A 14,415-nucleotide genomic window follows, 5' to 3' on the forward strand; every position below is an offset into this window, starting at 1 on the left:
TGCAGGGCGTTGAGATGAACAAGATACTTCTGGCGGAAGACGACAACGATATGCGCCGCTTCCTCGTCAAGGCCCTGCAGAACGCGGGATACGAGGTCTCGTCCTACGACAACGGCCTGTCCGCCTATCACCGCCTGCGCGAGGAACCGTTCGAGCTTTTGCTGACCGACATCGTCATGCCGGAGATGGACGGCATCGAGCTGGCGCGCCGGGCCACCGAGCTCGACCCCGACATCAAGGTGATGTTCATCACCGGCTTTGCCGCCGTCGCGCTCAACCCCGATTCGAACGCGCCCAAGGATGCGAAGGTGCTGTCCAAGCCCTTCCACCTGAAGGACCTCGTCAACGAGGTCGAGAAGCTGCTCAAGGCCGCCTGAGGTCGACCGGGGCCGCGGCGGCAGCGGACCGGTCCGGCATCGGCCCGAGCGGCCGGGGACCGCTGGCTTCAGTGGAAGAACACGAAGGTCGCCGCCACGAAGATCGGCAGCAGCACGGCGCCCGACCACAGCATGTAGCCGAAGAACGAAGGCATCTTCACGCCGCTCTGCCGGGCGATGGCGTAGACCATGAAGTTGGGGGCGTTGCCGATATAGGTGTTGGCGCCCATGAACACGGCGCCGGACGAGATGGCGGCGAGCGTCACCGCCATGCTCTCCCGCCCCGGCACATAGCCCATCAGCTGCTGCGCGTCGCCGCCGCCGAGCTCGAAGAAGACGAGATAGGTCGGCACATTGTCGAGGAAGGATGAGAGCAGGCCCGTCATCCAGAAATAGGCGGCCGGGTTCGGGCTGCCGTCGGGCTGGGCCACCAGCGCCACCAGCGGCGCCAGTGCCCCGCGCGGGCCGGCCGTCAGCATGGCCAGGACCGGCACGATGCACACGAAGATGCCGGCGAAGATCTTGGCGACCTCGCGGATCGGCTCCCAGTCGAAGCCGTTCTCCCGGCGGAAGGCCCAGGGCGTGATCATGAGCGATACCGCCGCCAGCCCGAGCAGGATGGCGTCGCGCAGCAGGTTCTGCACGTCCAGCCTGTTGCCGAGGACCGTGACGCCGAGCCCCGGCTTCCACATCGCGCTCATCAGGATGGCGGCGATGACCCCACCCATCAGCAGGACGTTGACGCCGCCGGCCATGGTGATCGCCGGCGTGTCCGGCGTCGGGTCGGGGCGGACGATGCCCTCGCGCCGGTAGAGCCAGGTGTCGAGGGCGAAGAAGGCGGCGAGCGCCAGCCCGGCGACGAACAGCGTCTCCAGCGCCAGGTGCCGCGTGGTCCAGAAGAAGTCGACCCCGCGCAGGAAGCCGACGAACAGCGGCGGGTCGCCCAGCGGCGTCAGCGAGCCGCCGATGTTGGAGACCAGGAAGATGAAGAACACCACCACGTGCACATTGTGCAGGCGGTCGTCATTGGCCCGGATCATCGGCCGGATCAGGATCATCGAGGCGCCGGTGGTGCCGATCAGGCTGGCGAACACCGCACCGATGGCGAGCAGCGCCGTGTTGGTCGCCGGGCTGCCGTGGATGTTGCCGCGCACCAGCACGCCGCCGGCCAGCGTGAACAGCGTGAACAGCAGGATGATGAACGGCAGGTATTCCAGGAGCAGCGCATGGGCGACGGCCTGGCTCGCCGGGCCGGCGCCGAAGGCCAGCACCAGCGGCACCGCCGTCGCCAGGGCCCAGCCGAGCGCGATCTTGCCGTAGTGGTGATGCCAGAAGCGGGCGAAGAGCAGCGGCCCGAGGGCGATGGAGAGCAGCAGGCCGGCGAAGGGCACGGTCCAGGCGAGCGACAGGCCGGCCCCGTCGATCGCCTCGGCGGCGAACGCTGGAGGACAGGCGTCGAGGAGAGCCAGTGCCGCCGCGGCGGCGGTCGCCGCTCCTGCCTTGATCGTCATGTCGTCCATCCCGTCGAGCTTCGACGGGGTGTAGCCCACTCCGGCCGGCGCCGGAAGCGCCTACCGGCTTTCCCGCGTCGGCAGCGAGGCGGCGAAGTTCGTCGCCGGGGTGACGATCATCTCGTTCACTTCCCGATAGGCGGTCAGGCGACGGAGAAATGCACGACCGTCGGCGCCATCGCGTCGACCGGGATGAGCTTCGGCAGGGCGACCCGGCCGCGAGCGACCCGGGCGGCGACGCCCCGGCGGGCGGGAATGGCGATCAGGCCGGCAGTCACGGAGCTCCGGCGGACGAAGTGGCGCGCGACGTCGTCGCCACGCTGCGGACCCCTTCGCGAGGCCGGGCTTGCTCAGCTCTTGCGCAACGCCACCAGGATCTTCATGCCGGCCCGCCCGGTCTGGGCCCAGCCGAGGCGGCGCTCCACGTCCTTGACCGCGGCGCGCGTCTTGTCGCCGATGGCCCCGTCCGGCGTGCCGACGTCGTAGCCGCGCTTGGTGAGCAGCACCTGCAGTTCGCGGCGCTCGGCGCGCGACAGGCCGGGATCGTCCGTCGGCCAGGGCGTGACGATCGGACCGCCGCCGCGGATGCGGTCGGACAGGTGGGCGATGGCGAGCGCGTAGGATTCGGCCGCGTTGTAGGAGTAGATCGCATCGAAGTTCTTGAACACCACGAAGGCCGGGCCGCGCGGACCGGCCGGCAGCAGGATGGCGGCGCGCTGGTCGCCCTTGGGCAGCGCCGACCCGTCGACCCGCCTCACGCCGGCCGCCGCCCAGGCCGAGAGGGCCCGTTTCCTGGTGCGTCCGGCCAGGCCCGCGTTGAAGTTCGCCGGCAGCGCCACCTCGAAGCCCCAGGTCGCGCCGTTCACCCAGCCGGCCCGGTGCAGGTAGTTGCCGGTGGAGGCGAGGGCGTCCGGCACGGAGTCGACGATGTCGCGCCGTCCGTCGCCGTCGCCGTCGACGGCGATGCGCAGGAAGGTCGAGGGCATGAACTGGGTATGCCCGAAGGCGCCGGCCCAGGAGCCGGTGAGATGCTCCGCCTTGACGTCGCCGCGCTGGATGATCTTCAGCGTGTTGTAGAACTCGCTGCGGAAATAGCCTTGCCGCCGGCCGGCGTAGCACGACAGGGTGGCCAGCGACTGCACCAGCGGCCGCTCGCCGCCCTTCTGGCCGAAATTCGATTCCACCGCCCAGACGGCGACGATCGTCGCCGGGTCGACGCCGTAGCGGCGCTGCACCGTGCCGAGGACGCCGCCCCATTTCGACAGCATCTTGCGGCCCTCGGCGATGCGCTCGTCGTCGACGAGGCTGGCCATGTAGTCCCAGATCGGCGTCTTGAACTCCGGCTGCTTGTTCATGGCGTCGATGACGCTCATGTCCGGCTGCAGCCCGCGGGTCTGGGCATCGAAGACGGCTGGGGAGACGCCGGCGGAGGCGGCGGGGCCGCGCAGCCCGGCGAGGCAGGCCTCGAAGCTCGCTGCGCCGGCCGGGGCCGCGCTCGAGGCGAGGAGGGCGAGGGTGAGGAGGAGGCGCTTGGTCATGCCTCTCTCATACCCCGTTAAGGTAAACAAATTGATGGCGATCGGCGCGGCCGGGACGAGCCGGCCGCATGTTCGGAGCCGAGAGCCGGAGGAACCGGCTCTCAGGGGCTCACGCACCTGTAGGCGCGTCCGCCCTTTCCGATATAGGTGTCGGTGCGCGGATCATAGGTGCGGTAGCGGCTCTGGCACCAGGCGACATGGCTGTCGCCCGAGGGAATCGTGTTGACGACGGCGCCGACAGCGGCACCGACGCCGGCGGCGGCGCCCAGCCACCAGGGCGTGCTGTAATAGTAGCCGTTGTAGTAGTGGCGATAGGGCCCGTGCCGGTAGGTGTAGCGGGGCCCGTAGCGCCGTTCGTCGTAGACGTATCCCCGTCGGCCGTCATAGGGGCGGCGATAGTCGTAGCCCCGCCGGGCGTTGCCGTAGCGGCGATGGTCATAGGCGCGGCGGGCGTCGTGATACCCCCGATTGTCCGGCCGGTTGACGTGGTGCTGCCTGCCTGGCGCGCGCCGCCGCCACGCGTCGCTGTCGCGCACCTGGACCGCGGCAGGCCCGGCATCCATGATCGGCGCCGGTGCGATCGGGGCCGCCATGGCCGGCGTTCCCAGGGCCAACAGGCCGGCGAGGGCCGCGGGCATGACGGCTCGGAGCGTGAACAGTCCCTTCATTGCGTTCTCCTGGTTGTCATGCAACCGGAACCCGCCCCGGACGGCATTGTTCCCGCCGCAATGGCGATTGGCCAGGGCGCAGTGCCGTCGCGGATGGCTGAAAGGGGCGTCGGCGGTGCTTTTCCTCGCGCGGCGGCGAGGACCTACCGGTTCTGCCCCGGCACCCAGAGCACGTCGCCCGAGGCCTTGCGGTTGAGATAGCGGCTGGCGACGAACAGGTGGTCGGAAAGGCGGTTGATGTAGCGCAGGGCATTGGCCGAGACCGCTTCGCCCTCCGTGCCGTCCAGCGCGACCATCTGCCGCTCGGCGCGGCGGCAGATCGTGCGGGCCTGGTGCAGCAGCGTCGCCCCGGGGGTTCCGCCCGGCAGCACGAAGGATTTCAGCGGCTCGAGCAGGGCGTTCATCGCGTCGATCTCCTGTTCCAGGCGCTCGACCTGCCCCTTGACCACGCGCAGCGGCGTCCAGGTGATCTCCTTGGCACCTTTCTCGGGCGTGCACAGGTCGGCGCCGAGGTCGAAAAGGTCGTTCTGGATGCGGCCGAGCATGGCGTCGACCTCCCCATCTTCCTCGACGGTGAACAGGCGTGCCGCTCCCACCGCGGCATTGGTCTCGTCGACCGTGCCGTAGGCCTCGATGCGGATGTCGCATTTGGCGCGGCGCTCGCCGGTGCCCAGCCCGGTCGTGCCGTCGTCGCCCGTGCGCGTGTAGATCCGGTTCAGCCGAACCATGTCGCCTCCCGCCCCCGGACGGCTGCGCTCAGCCGCCGGCTCATTTGCGTGAGAAATAGATCGCCGCCATGATGATGACGATGGCGACGGCCTGCAGCATCACCCGCAGGCGCATCAATTGCTGCGACCGCGACGGGCTGCCGCCCTTCATCATGTTGCCCAGGCCGAAGATCAGCACGACCGCGACGGCGCCGACGGCGATGGGGACGAGATAGTCGAAAAGGGACCTCATGCCGTGCAATGTAGTGCACGCTGCCGCACTGCGAAAGCCGGACCGGCGGCCGCCACACCGTTTCTTAAAGCTCGGCTGCTAGGAGACGTTGTCGTCGCCCGAGACCCGAGAGCCGTCTCGCCGCCGTTCGGCATGGCAGGACCGGTGGGGGAGGCAGCGGAAGGGGCGAATGGCTGAAACGACCGACCGGCCGGGCGAAGCGAAGGGGGCGATGCGGTCCATGCGCGCGCGCATCCTGGCCTGGTTCGGCGACCGCAGCGCCAGCGGCACGGCGCAGCGCTTTGCGGGCTTTGCCTATCTCTTCCGCATTGCCAATGCCGGCCTTGCCTTCCTGACCCAGATCGTGCTGGCCCGCTGGATGGGTGCGCACGAGTTCGGCATCTACGTCTATGTCTGGACCTGGGTGCTCCTGCTCGGCACCGTCACCAATATCGGCCTGGCATCCTCGACGCAGCGCTTCATCCCGACTTATGCCGAACGGGGCCAATGGGACCTTCTGCGCGGCTTCATCGACGGCGGGCGCTGGCTGGCTTTCGGGCTCGGCAGCGGCTTCGCCGCGCTCGGCGCGCTCGGCCTCGCCCTGTTCGGCGACCGGCTCGACCCCTGGCTCCTGGTGCCGCTCTATCTGGGCCTGGCCTGCCTGCCGCTGTTCGTGGTCACCGAGGTGCAGGAAGGCATCGCCCGGACCTACAACTGGGCGAACATCGCCATGGCGCCGATCTACCTCGTCCGGCCGCTGCTGCTGATCGCCATCCTGGCCGGCATGCACCTCGTCGGCATGGAGCCCGACGCGGTCTCCGCCATGTGGGCGGCCACCCTATCCACCTGGGTGACGACGCTCTGGCAGATGGTGGTGCTGAACCGCCGCCTGCCCAGCCGTGTCCCGGCCGGTCCCAAGGCCTATGCGCCGGGCACCTGGCTGCGCATCGCCTTCCCGCAATTCCTGGTCGAAGGCTTCTATCTCTCGCTGACCTATTGCGACGTGATCGTGCTGGAACGCTTCGTCGAGCCCGGCCAGGTGGCGATCTATTATGCCGCGACCAAGCTGGTGGCGCTGGTCGCCTTCGTCTACTTCGCCGTGGCGGCGGCCTCGGCGCACCGCTTCACCGAATATCACGTCAGCGACCGGCCGGATGAGCTCGACGCCTTCGTCCGGGCCTCGATCCGCTGGACCTTCCTGCCCTCGCTGGCCATGGCGGTGGTTATCGTCGCGCTTGGCCGGCCGCTGCTCTGGCTCTTCGGCCCCGGCTTCGTCGAGGGCTACCACCTCCTGCCCATCCTGGTGCTGGGGCTGCTGGCCCGCGCCTCGGTCGGGCCGGTGGAGAAGCTGCTCAACATGCTTGGTCACCAGGGAGCCTGCGCCGTGGTCTACGCCTTTGCCTTCCTCGCCAATATCGGCCTCAACCTCGCCCTGGTGCCCTGGCTCGGGCTGATGGGCGCGGCCGTCGCGACCACCGCGGCGCTGGTGATGGAATCGATCCTGCTCTTTGTCATCACCAAGCGGCGTCTCGGCCTCCATGTCTTCTATTGGGGCGGTCCGAAGCGCCGGACGTCCTGATCCGGCACCGGATCGGGCGGGAGAAAGGACCATGGCGTCGACGTCCCAAGCTGAGCGCGACATATCCGGCGATCCCGCCGCCGGCACGGGGGCCGGCTATGCGGTGGAACGGATCGCGGCAGAGGACCTCGATCGCATAGCGCCGGCCTGGCGCGACCTCGCGGCCCGCTCGATCGACTCCAACCCGTTCCTGATGCCGGGCTTTGCCGCCGCTTCGCTGCGCGAGCTCGCCGATGCCCGCGGCTACGAGATCGCCGCGATCTGGCGCACCGATGCGGCCGGCCAGAGGCTCGCCGGGTTGTGGGCCTTCGCCGCCGCCAGCCGACGCTGGGGCCTGCCCTTCGGCCTCGCCGAGGGCATGGCCCACAATTATGCGCCGCTCGGCGCGCCGCTGCTCGACCGCCGGCACGGGCGCGAGGCCGCGGGGGCGCTGCTCGACTGGCTCCGCCGCCGCCCGGTCGCGGCCCGCTTTGCCCTGTTCGCCTACCTGCCCGAGGACGGCGAGGCCGCCCGGATGTTCGCCGAGGCGGCCGCCGCCCGCGGCCTGCGTCACCAGGCGTTCCGCCGCCACCAGCGCGCGCTGGCTGCGCCGCAGGAGGCGGGCGACTACATCGAGCGCGCCGTCGGCCACCGCAAGCGCCGGGACCTGGAGCGCCAGTTCCGCCGTCTCTCGGACCGGGGCGAGGTCACCACCGAGATCGCGACGACGCCGGAGGCGGTGGAGCGGGCCGTGGAGGACTTCCTCCGGCTCGAGCTGCAGGGCTGGAAGGGCCGGCGCGCCCGCACCGCCACGCTGCAGCGCGACGACCGTGCCGCCTTCGTGCGGGCCGCGGCGCGCGGCATGGCGCAGGACGGGCGGATGCGCGTGCACCTGCTCAGGCTCGACGGCCAGGCCATCGCCGCCGGCATAGGCCTTCTCGGCGCCGACCGCGCCGTGTTCTGGAAGGTCGCCTATGACGAGGCCCAGGCCCGCTTCTCGCCCGGCGTCCAGGTGGCGCTCGCCCTCACCCGCGACCTCCTGGCCCAGCCGGGCATCGCGGCGATCGATTCGGTCGCCGATCCCGGGCATCCGATGATCGACCATCTCTGGCGCGAGCGGCTGACCGTCGCCGACTGGCTGGTCGACCTCACCCCCGGCGGCTCCTGGCGGATGCGGCTTGCCATCGCCCTGGAGCGCGCGCGGGGGGAGGGGCGCGTCCGGGCCAAGGCGCTGCTGAAGCGTCTCGGGCTGCGGTAGGGCGTGCGGGCCGGCCGCGCGGCGGCTGCGCTCCACGGCGATCGGGGCATTACGGCGAGGTCATTTGCACCGCCGGCCGCGCAGCGGGTAGTCTGGCTCGACTCCCTCGAACCGGATGTGACGATGCGGCCCGGCAGGTTTTCGACCCCGATGATCCATTCACGGCTGCGGCGCGGCCTGGCTGCGGCCTGTGTCGCCCTCGTCGGCCTGACGGCCGCGGCCGGCGCCCATGCGGCCGGGCAGGACGGCTGGCGCTACGCCGTCTCCCTGCTGGGGGACCTGAAATATCCCGAAGGCTTCACCCATTTCGACTACGTCGATCCCGACGCGCCGAAGGGCGGCACGGTCCGCCTGTCGGCCTACGGGTCCTATGACAGCTTCAACCCGGTGCCGGTGCGCGGCCAGGTGGCCGGCGCCGTCGGCCAGATCTACCAGACCCTGACCTCGCAGTCGCAGGACGAACCGTTCTCCCAATACGGCTCGATCGCCGAGGCCGTGAAGTACCCGGAGGACCGCAGCTCGGTCACCTACCGCCTCAACCCCAAGGCCCGTTGGGACGACGGCCAGCCGATCACGCCCGAGGACGTGGTGTGGTCCCTCGGCGTCTGGAAGGAGAACAATCCGCAATACGGCCAGTACTACAAGAACGTGGTCAAGGCCGAGGCCACCGGCGAGCGCGAGGTCACCTTCACATTCGACAAGGCCGGCAACCGCGAGCTGCCGCTGATCGTCGGCCAGTTGATGGTGCTGCCCAAGCACTGGTGGACCGGCTCCGGCCCCGACGGCAAGCCGCGCGACGTCACCAGGCCCACGCTGGAGAAGCCGCTCGGCTCCGGCCCCTATCGGATCAAGTCCTTCGAGGCCGGCCGCTCCGTCACGCTGGAGCGGGTCAAGGACTGGTGGGGGGAGAACCTGCCGAGCGAGAAGGGGCAGAACAATTTCGACGAGATCCGCTATGACTATTATCTCGACCCCGGCGTGATCCGCCAGGCGTTCAAGGGCGGGGCGGTCGACTTCCAGCTGGAGAACATCGCCAGGGAATGGGCGACCGGCTACGACATCCCGGCGGTGCGGGACGGGCGCATCGTCAAGCAGGAGGTGCCGGACCACAGCTCCGGCCGGATGCAGGCCTATGTCTTCAACCTGCGGCGCGACAAGTTCAAGGACGAGCGCGTGCGCCGGGCCTTCAACCTCGCCTTCGATTTCGAGGAGATGAACCGCACGCTGTTCTTCGGCCTCTACACCCGCATCGGCTCCTATTTCGCCGGGCTCGATGACCTTGCCTCCAGCGGCCTGCCGCAGGGCGAAGAGCTGAAGATCCTGGAATCGGTCCGCGACAAGGTGCCGCCCTCGGTGTTCACCACCCCCTATCAGAACCCGGTGAACGGCACCGACGAGGCGCGTCGCGCCAATCTGCGCGAAGCGGTGCGGCTCCTGAAGGAGGCCGGGTGGGAAATCCGCAACCGCAAGCTCACCAATGTCGCCACCGGCGAGGCGATGAACGTCGAGATCCTGCTCGACGACCCCTCCCTGGAGAAGCTCGCCCTGGCCTACAAGCCGTCGCTGGAGCGTCTCGGCATCGGCGTCACCATCCGCACGGTCGACACCGCCCAGTACAAGGCGCTGGTCGACGACTTCAACTTCGACATCATCTCCGACGTGCTGTCGCAGAGCCAGTCGCCCGGCAACGAGCAGCGTGAGTTCTGGGGTTCGGAGGCCGCCGATCGGCGCGGCTCGCGCAATGTCATGGGCATCAAGGATCCCGGCATCGACGCGCTGATCGATCGCGTGATCTTCTCCACCTCGCGCGATGATCTGATGGCGGCGACCAAGGCGCTCGACCGTGTCCTGCTCGCCCACAACTACGTCGTGCCGCACTATCGTTCGCCAACCTGGCGGACGCTGCGCTGGAACAAGTTCTCCGGCCCGGCCGTCCTGCCGGAGCAGTCACCCACCGGCGGCTTCCCGACGGTGTGGTGGTCCGATCCCGGCAAGCTCGGGGCCAAGGCCAAGAGCGAGGCGCCGAAGTGACGGCGCGCCCGGCCGGCCCGACGCGCCGCGACGTCCTCGCCCTCGGTGCTTTCGGCGCCGCCACGATCCTGCTGCCGGCGGGCGCCCGGGCCGAGGACGCGGCGAGCCACGGCCTCTCCACCTTCGGCGAGCTGAAATATCCCAAGGGCTTCTCCGCCTTCGACTACGTCAACCCCGATGCGCCCAAGGGCGGGGTGTTCTCGCGCCAGATCGAGCAGACGATCGGCAACCAGAATTTCAACACCTTCGACACGCTGCACATCCATTGCCTGCGCGGCGACGGCGCCGCGGGCCTGGAGCTGTGCTTCGCCACGCTGATGGCCCGCGCTTATGACGAGCCCGACGCCGTGTACGGGCAGGCGGCCGAGAGCGTCGCCGTTTCCGCCGACCGGCTGACCTACCGCTTCCGGCTGCGCGAGGCCCTGCGCTTCGACGACGGCTCGCCGCTGACCGCGGAAGACTGCGCCTGGTCGTTCAACACCATCAAGGCGAAGGGACATCCTTTCTTCTCCCAGCCGCTGCACGCCTTCGTCGAGGCGGTGGCGGAGGATCCGCGCACCGTGCGCGTCACCCTCGCGCCCGGGCGCGGCCGCGCCCTGCCGCTCCTGGTGGCGGTGCTGCCGATCTTCTCCAAGGCCTGGTGGGCCGGCCGCGACTTCGAGCAGCCGACGCTGGACATCCAGCCTTCGTCCGGCGCCTACAAGGTCGGCCGCTTCGCGGTCGGCCAGTCGATCGAGCTGCAGCGGGTCAAGGGCTGGTGGGGCGAGGCCCTGCCGACCGAGATCGGCTCCAACAATTTCGACGTGCTGCGCTGGGAATATTATCGCGACCGCGCCGTCGCCTTCGAGGCCTTCAAGGCGCGCAACTTCCTGTTCCGCGAGGAGTTCACCTCCTGGCTCTGGGCCAAGGGCTATGACTTTCCGGCGGCGAACGACAAGCGCGTGCGCCGGGAGGTCCTGCCCGACCAGACGCCCTCGGCGGCGCAGGGCTGGTTCTTCAACACGCGGCGATCCAAATTCGCCGACCCCAGGGTGCGCCAGGCCCTCGGCATGGCCTTCGACTTCGAATGGACGAACAAGAACGTGATGTTCTCGTCCTATATCCGCACCGCCTCCTTCTTCCAGAATTCGGACATGATGGCCTCGGGCAAGCCGCCGCCGGAGGAGCTGGCGCTGCTCGAGCCCTATCGTGACAAGCTCTCGCCGCTGGTCTTCGGCGAGGCGGTGCTGCCGCCGGTCTCGGACGGCACGGGCGAGGACCGCACGCTGCTGCGCGAGGCGGCCCGCCTGCTCAAGCAGGCCGGCTGGGCCATCGACGGCGGCAAGCTCAAGAACGCGGCCGGCGAGGCTTTCGTCATCGAGTTCCTCGACAGCGACAATGCCCTGGAGCGCCATACCGCGCCGTTGATCAAGAATCTCGGCCGGCTCGGCATCGCCGCCAGCTACCGGGTGGTCGACACCGCCCAGTTCCAGGCGCGCGCCGATGCCTTCGACTTCGACATGCTGGTGCGCCGCTATTCCTTCGGCACGACGCCCGGCGACGACGTGCGCTTCACCTGGTCGTCGAAGGCGGCCGCCACCCGCGGCTCCTACAACCTCGCCGGCATCGCCGACCCGGTCGTCGACGTACTGCTGGAGGCGATCATCGCCGCCGACAGCCGCAACGCCCTCGATGTCGCCTGCCGGGCGCTCGACCGCGTCCTGCGGGCCGGATTCTACTGGATTCCGCAATGGTCCAAGCCCGAGCACTGGCTCGCCTATTGGGACGTGTTCGACCATCCCGTGACCAAGCCGCGCTACGCCCGCGGGGCTCCGGAGATCTGGTGGTCGAAGGCGTAGAAGCGGCACGGGGTGCGTGCCTCGCCTCGCCCATGGCAAGGCGAGCCCGCCCCTGGGCCTGGCCGGGATGCGGAGGGCTTCGCCTGGACACCGGGCTGGAGCCGTCCGGCGAGGCAATCACCCGGCACAGGGCCTGACAGCAAAAAGCCGCCCGAAGGCGGCTTCTCGACAAGGGCTCTTCGAAAGGCTCAGGAGCCCTTCTTGGTGTCCACGCGCTCGGCGATGCGGGCCGACTTGCCGCGGCGGTCGCGCAGGTAATAGAGCTTGGCGCGGCGCACCTTGCCGCGGCGCACGACCTTGATCGAGTCGATCATCGGCGAATAGAGCGGAAACACGCGCTCGACGCCCTCGCCGTAGGAAATCTTGCGGACGGTGAAGCTCTCCTGCAGCCCGCCGCCGTCGCGGGCGATGCACACGCCCTCATAGGCCTGCACGCGGGAGCGATCGCCTTCCTTGACCTTGACGTTCACGATCACCGTGTCGCCGGGCTGGAACTCGGGAATCTCCTTGCCGGCCGTGAGGCGGGCAACTTCTTCCTGCTCGATGGTCTGAATGAGGTTCATCGTCCTGATCTCCGCGCGCACCGTTCGGGCGCATCTTGCTCTTGGTTGAGTGGGAGGCGTCGCCATACGCGAAAAGCCGGCGAGAGTCCATGGGTAAGGACAAAGAGTTCGTCGGCGGGAATCCGCCAGCCTGCCCTCCGTCCTGCGGCCATTGGCCGCTGCGCCAAGAGGCGAGCCGGCAACCGGCGATGTTCAGGAATGTCCCGAAGACTCGTCGTCCTGGAACTCGGCCGGGTGCTTGACGTTGAGAACGACAAGCTCTTCCCCCAATTCATCATACGTATAATAGATCCGATAGCGAAAGCGTGGCGTCACGATCTTTCGAACAGTCACAGCGTTCTGCAAGCGTCCGGATCGAGGAAACATCACCAAGGTCTGGAGGCTGCTGGAGATCGCGGCTCGGACCGCCGTCGCGGCCGACGGGCTGTGCTCGTTCACAAAGTCGGCAAGCCTGGCGATGTCGGCGACGGCGCGGCGCGTGAAGCGCAGCTTCATCGGCTGAAGCGGGCGAAAGCCGCCGCAATCTCGGTGTCGGTGGCGAATTCGCGCTGGCGCGCCTGGGCGAGGCTCTCAAGGATGTCCGGCAGGTGAGCGGGGTCGAGAGGCTCCGGCTCCTCACGCTCGCCTCCCGTGAGCCTCAGGATCATCTCGGCGATTTCGTCCTGGTCGCCGGGAGGCAGGCGACTGACGGCATCCATGGCTTGGCGGAGCAGCTTGGTCATGCCGCATCATACCGGATGTTCGCCCCTCGGCCAATCGGCGCGACCCGCTGCATGCGGCAGAGGGGCCGATCCTACCTCGCGCCGCCCTGCCGCCGCGCCCAAAGGTCCGGCCGTCGCTCCTGCGTGATCCGCTCGGCCTCGGCTCGTCGCCACGCGGCGATCCGGGCGTGATGGCCGGAGCGCAGCACCTCGGGGATCTCGCGGCCCTCGAAGCTCGCCGGCCTCGTGTAATGCGGATATTCGAGCAGGCCGTTCTCGAAGCTTTCCTCCTCGCCCGAGCTCTCCGCGCCCATCACGCCCGGCAGCAGCCGGACGCAGGCGTCGATCAGCACCATGGCGGCGAGTTCGCCGCCGGAGAGGACGTAGTCGCCGATCGACACTTCCTCCAGGCCGCGCGCCTCGATCACCCGCTCGTCGACGCCCTCGAACCGGCCGCAGACGATGGCCGCGCCCGGCCCGGCGGCGAGGGCGCGCACCCGCGCCTGGGTCAGCGGCGCGCCGCGCGGCGACATCAGCAGGCAGGGCCGCTCGCCGATCCCGGCCGCGTCGATCGCCGCCGCCAGCACGTCGGCGCGGATCACCATGCCCGGCCCGCCGCCGGCCGGCGTGTCGTCGACGGCGCGGTGCCGCCCTTGGCCATGCTCGCGGATGTTGCGGGCCTCCAGCGACCATTGGCCGCGCGCCAGCGCCTCGCCGGCGAGCGAGGCGCCGAGCGGGCCCGGGAACATCTCCGGATAGAGCGTCAGGACGGTGGCGTGCCAGCTCATCGCGCCGGCGGCTCCAGGCCGCGGCGCCGAGGGGGTCCCGAAGCCTCCGCGGGAGGCGCCTCGCCCTCGACCTCCTGGGGCGGCGCCACGACAAGGCGTCCGCCGGCAATGTCCACCACCGGCACGGCGGCCTTGGTGAAGGGCAGGAACACGGTGCCGCCGCCGGCGGCCGGGCGGATCTCGACGAGATCGCCCGCGCCGAAGTCGAACAGGCCCACCACCGTGCCGAAGGCGGCGCCCTCGGCGGTCTCGGCGCGCAGGCCGACCAAGTCGGCATGGAAGAACTCGTCCTCGGCGGCGTCGGCCTTGCCCAGCACGCCGCGCTCGACATGGAGGCGCAGGTTGGTCAGCGCCTCAGCCGCGTTGCGGTCGGCGATGCCCTTGACCCGGGCGACGAGCATGTCGTCCTTGAGCGGCCGGACCGAGACGAGCTCGAACATCCGGCCGGCCTCGGTGCGCAGCGGGCCGTACGCGGCGATGGCGGCGGGATCGGCGGTGTAGGACTTCAGCCGCACCTCGCCGCGCACGCCATGGGCCGCGCCGAACACGCCGAGCAGCACCAGCCCGGCCGGCGGCGCGCCCGCGCCCCCGGGCTCGCCGGCCGCCGGCCGGGATGATGGTCGGGGGGACGGACGGCGCATCGCG

Annotated in this window: 16 protein-coding genes; 5 read left to right on the forward strand and 11 right to left on the reverse strand. The window is 69.7% G+C overall.

The features are described from left to right. Positions 1 to 14 precede the first annotated feature (14 nt). Positions 15 to 377: a cell cycle two-component system response regulator CpdR gene (gene cpdR, locus AC27L4_RS15690; RefSeq protein ID WP_307268844.1), complete on the forward strand. Its 363-nt coding sequence runs from the start codon at positions 15 to 17 to the stop codon at positions 375 to 377. A 68-nt stretch (positions 378 to 445) separates the two neighbouring features. Here cpdR and AC27L4_RS15695 read toward each other — a convergent pair whose 3' ends face one another. The 6 genes from AC27L4_RS15695 to AC27L4_RS15720 all read right to left on the reverse strand — a co-directional run bounded on the left by AC27L4_RS15695 (position 446) and on the right by AC27L4_RS15720 (position 5,054). Then, complete coding sequence (locus AC27L4_RS15695) at positions 446 to 1,888, reverse strand: sodium:proton antiporter (RefSeq protein WP_487143165.1); 1,443 nt, start codon at positions 1,886 to 1,888, stop codon at positions 446 to 448. A gap of 143 nt (positions 1,889 to 2,031) precedes the next feature. Beyond that, the gene (locus tag AC27L4_RS15700) at positions 2,032 to 2,166 is read right to left on the reverse strand and encodes a hypothetical protein (RefSeq protein WP_487143166.1); all 135 of its coding nucleotides are present in this window, start codon (positions 2,164 to 2,166) and stop codon (positions 2,032 to 2,034) included. Between the two features lie 72 nt (positions 2,167 to 2,238). Further along, positions 2,239 to 3,426 carry a lytic murein transglycosylase gene (locus tag AC27L4_RS15705; RefSeq protein ID WP_487143167.1) on the reverse strand — a complete coding sequence of 396 codons (1,188 nt, stop codon included), beginning with the start codon at positions 3,424 to 3,426 and terminating at the stop codon, positions 2,239 to 2,241. A gap of 101 nt (positions 3,427 to 3,527) precedes the next feature. Further along, a complete protein-coding gene (locus AC27L4_RS15710; protein WP_487143168.1) occupies positions 3,528 to 4,094 on the reverse strand; it encodes a BA14K family protein in 567 nt (188 codons plus the stop codon). 143 nt (positions 4,095 to 4,237) lie between these two features. After that, complete coding sequence (locus AC27L4_RS15715; RefSeq protein ID WP_487143169.1) at positions 4,238 to 4,822, reverse strand: cob(I)yrinic acid a,c-diamide adenosyltransferase; 585 nt, start codon at positions 4,820 to 4,822, stop codon at positions 4,238 to 4,240. A 40-nt stretch (positions 4,823 to 4,862) separates the two neighbouring features. Beyond that, positions 4,863 to 5,054, reverse strand: coding sequence for a twin transmembrane helix small protein (locus tag AC27L4_RS15720; RefSeq protein WP_487143170.1), 192 nt, complete (start codon positions 5,052 to 5,054; stop codon positions 4,863 to 4,865). A 169-nt stretch (positions 5,055 to 5,223) separates the two neighbouring features. Between AC27L4_RS15720 and AC27L4_RS15725 the strand changes: the two genes are divergently transcribed. The 4 genes from AC27L4_RS15725 to AC27L4_RS15740 all read left to right on the forward strand — a co-directional run bounded on the left by AC27L4_RS15725 (position 5,224) and on the right by AC27L4_RS15740 (position 11,718). Continuing rightward, on the forward strand, positions 5,224 to 6,612 hold the full coding sequence (locus AC27L4_RS15725) for a lipopolysaccharide biosynthesis protein (RefSeq protein WP_487143171.1): 1,389 nt from the start codon (positions 5,224 to 5,226) through the stop codon (positions 6,610 to 6,612). A 31-nt stretch (positions 6,613 to 6,643) separates the two neighbouring features. Beyond that, the gene (locus tag AC27L4_RS15730; protein WP_487143172.1) at positions 6,644 to 7,849 is read left to right on the forward strand and encodes a GNAT family N-acetyltransferase; all 1,206 of its coding nucleotides are present in this window, start codon (positions 6,644 to 6,646) and stop codon (positions 7,847 to 7,849) included. A 150-nt stretch (positions 7,850 to 7,999) separates the two neighbouring features. Then, positions 8,000 to 9,880: an extracellular solute-binding protein gene (locus AC27L4_RS15735; protein ID WP_487143173.1), complete on the forward strand. Its 1,881-nt coding sequence runs from the start codon at positions 8,000 to 8,002 to the stop codon at positions 9,878 to 9,880. After that, complete coding sequence (locus AC27L4_RS15740) at positions 9,877 to 11,718, forward strand: extracellular solute-binding protein (protein WP_487143174.1); 1,842 nt, start codon at positions 9,877 to 9,879, stop codon at positions 11,716 to 11,718. The genes AC27L4_RS15735 and AC27L4_RS15740 overlap by 4 nt, the downstream gene beginning before the upstream one ends. A 188-nt stretch (positions 11,719 to 11,906) precedes the next feature. Here the strand turns inward: AC27L4_RS15740 and rplS are convergent, their stop codons facing one another. The 5 genes from rplS to rimM form a co-directional block, all read right to left on the reverse strand. Then, positions 11,907 to 12,281, reverse strand: coding sequence for a 50S ribosomal protein L19 (gene rplS / locus AC27L4_RS15745; protein ID WP_487143175.1), 375 nt, complete (start codon positions 12,279 to 12,281; stop codon positions 11,907 to 11,909). Positions 12,282 to 12,473: 192 nt separating this feature from the next. Continuing rightward, complete coding sequence (locus AC27L4_RS15750; RefSeq protein ID WP_487143176.1) at positions 12,474 to 12,776, reverse strand: type II toxin-antitoxin system RelE/ParE family toxin; 303 nt, start codon at positions 12,774 to 12,776, stop codon at positions 12,474 to 12,476. Then, positions 12,773 to 13,003: a hypothetical protein gene (locus AC27L4_RS15755; protein WP_487143177.1), complete on the reverse strand. Its 231-nt coding sequence runs from the start codon at positions 13,001 to 13,003 to the stop codon at positions 12,773 to 12,775. Before AC27L4_RS15755 ends, AC27L4_RS15750 begins: the two co-directional genes overlap by 4 nt. 71 nt (positions 13,004 to 13,074) lie before the next feature. Continuing rightward, positions 13,075 to 13,770 carry a tRNA (guanosine(37)-N1)-methyltransferase TrmD gene (gene trmD, locus AC27L4_RS15760; protein WP_487143178.1) on the reverse strand — a complete coding sequence of 232 codons (696 nt, stop codon included), beginning with the start codon at positions 13,768 to 13,770 and terminating at the stop codon, positions 13,075 to 13,077. Beyond that, positions 13,767 to 14,411 (reverse strand): ribosome maturation factor RimM, encoded by a 645-nt coding sequence (gene rimM / locus AC27L4_RS15765; RefSeq protein ID WP_487143179.1) that lies wholly within the window; start codon positions 14,409 to 14,411, stop codon positions 13,767 to 13,769. Before rimM ends, trmD begins: the two co-directional genes overlap by 4 nt. Positions 14,412 to 14,415 lie beyond the last annotated feature (4 nt).

It is taken from the genome of Labrys sp. Lb11 (assembly GCF_057554225.1).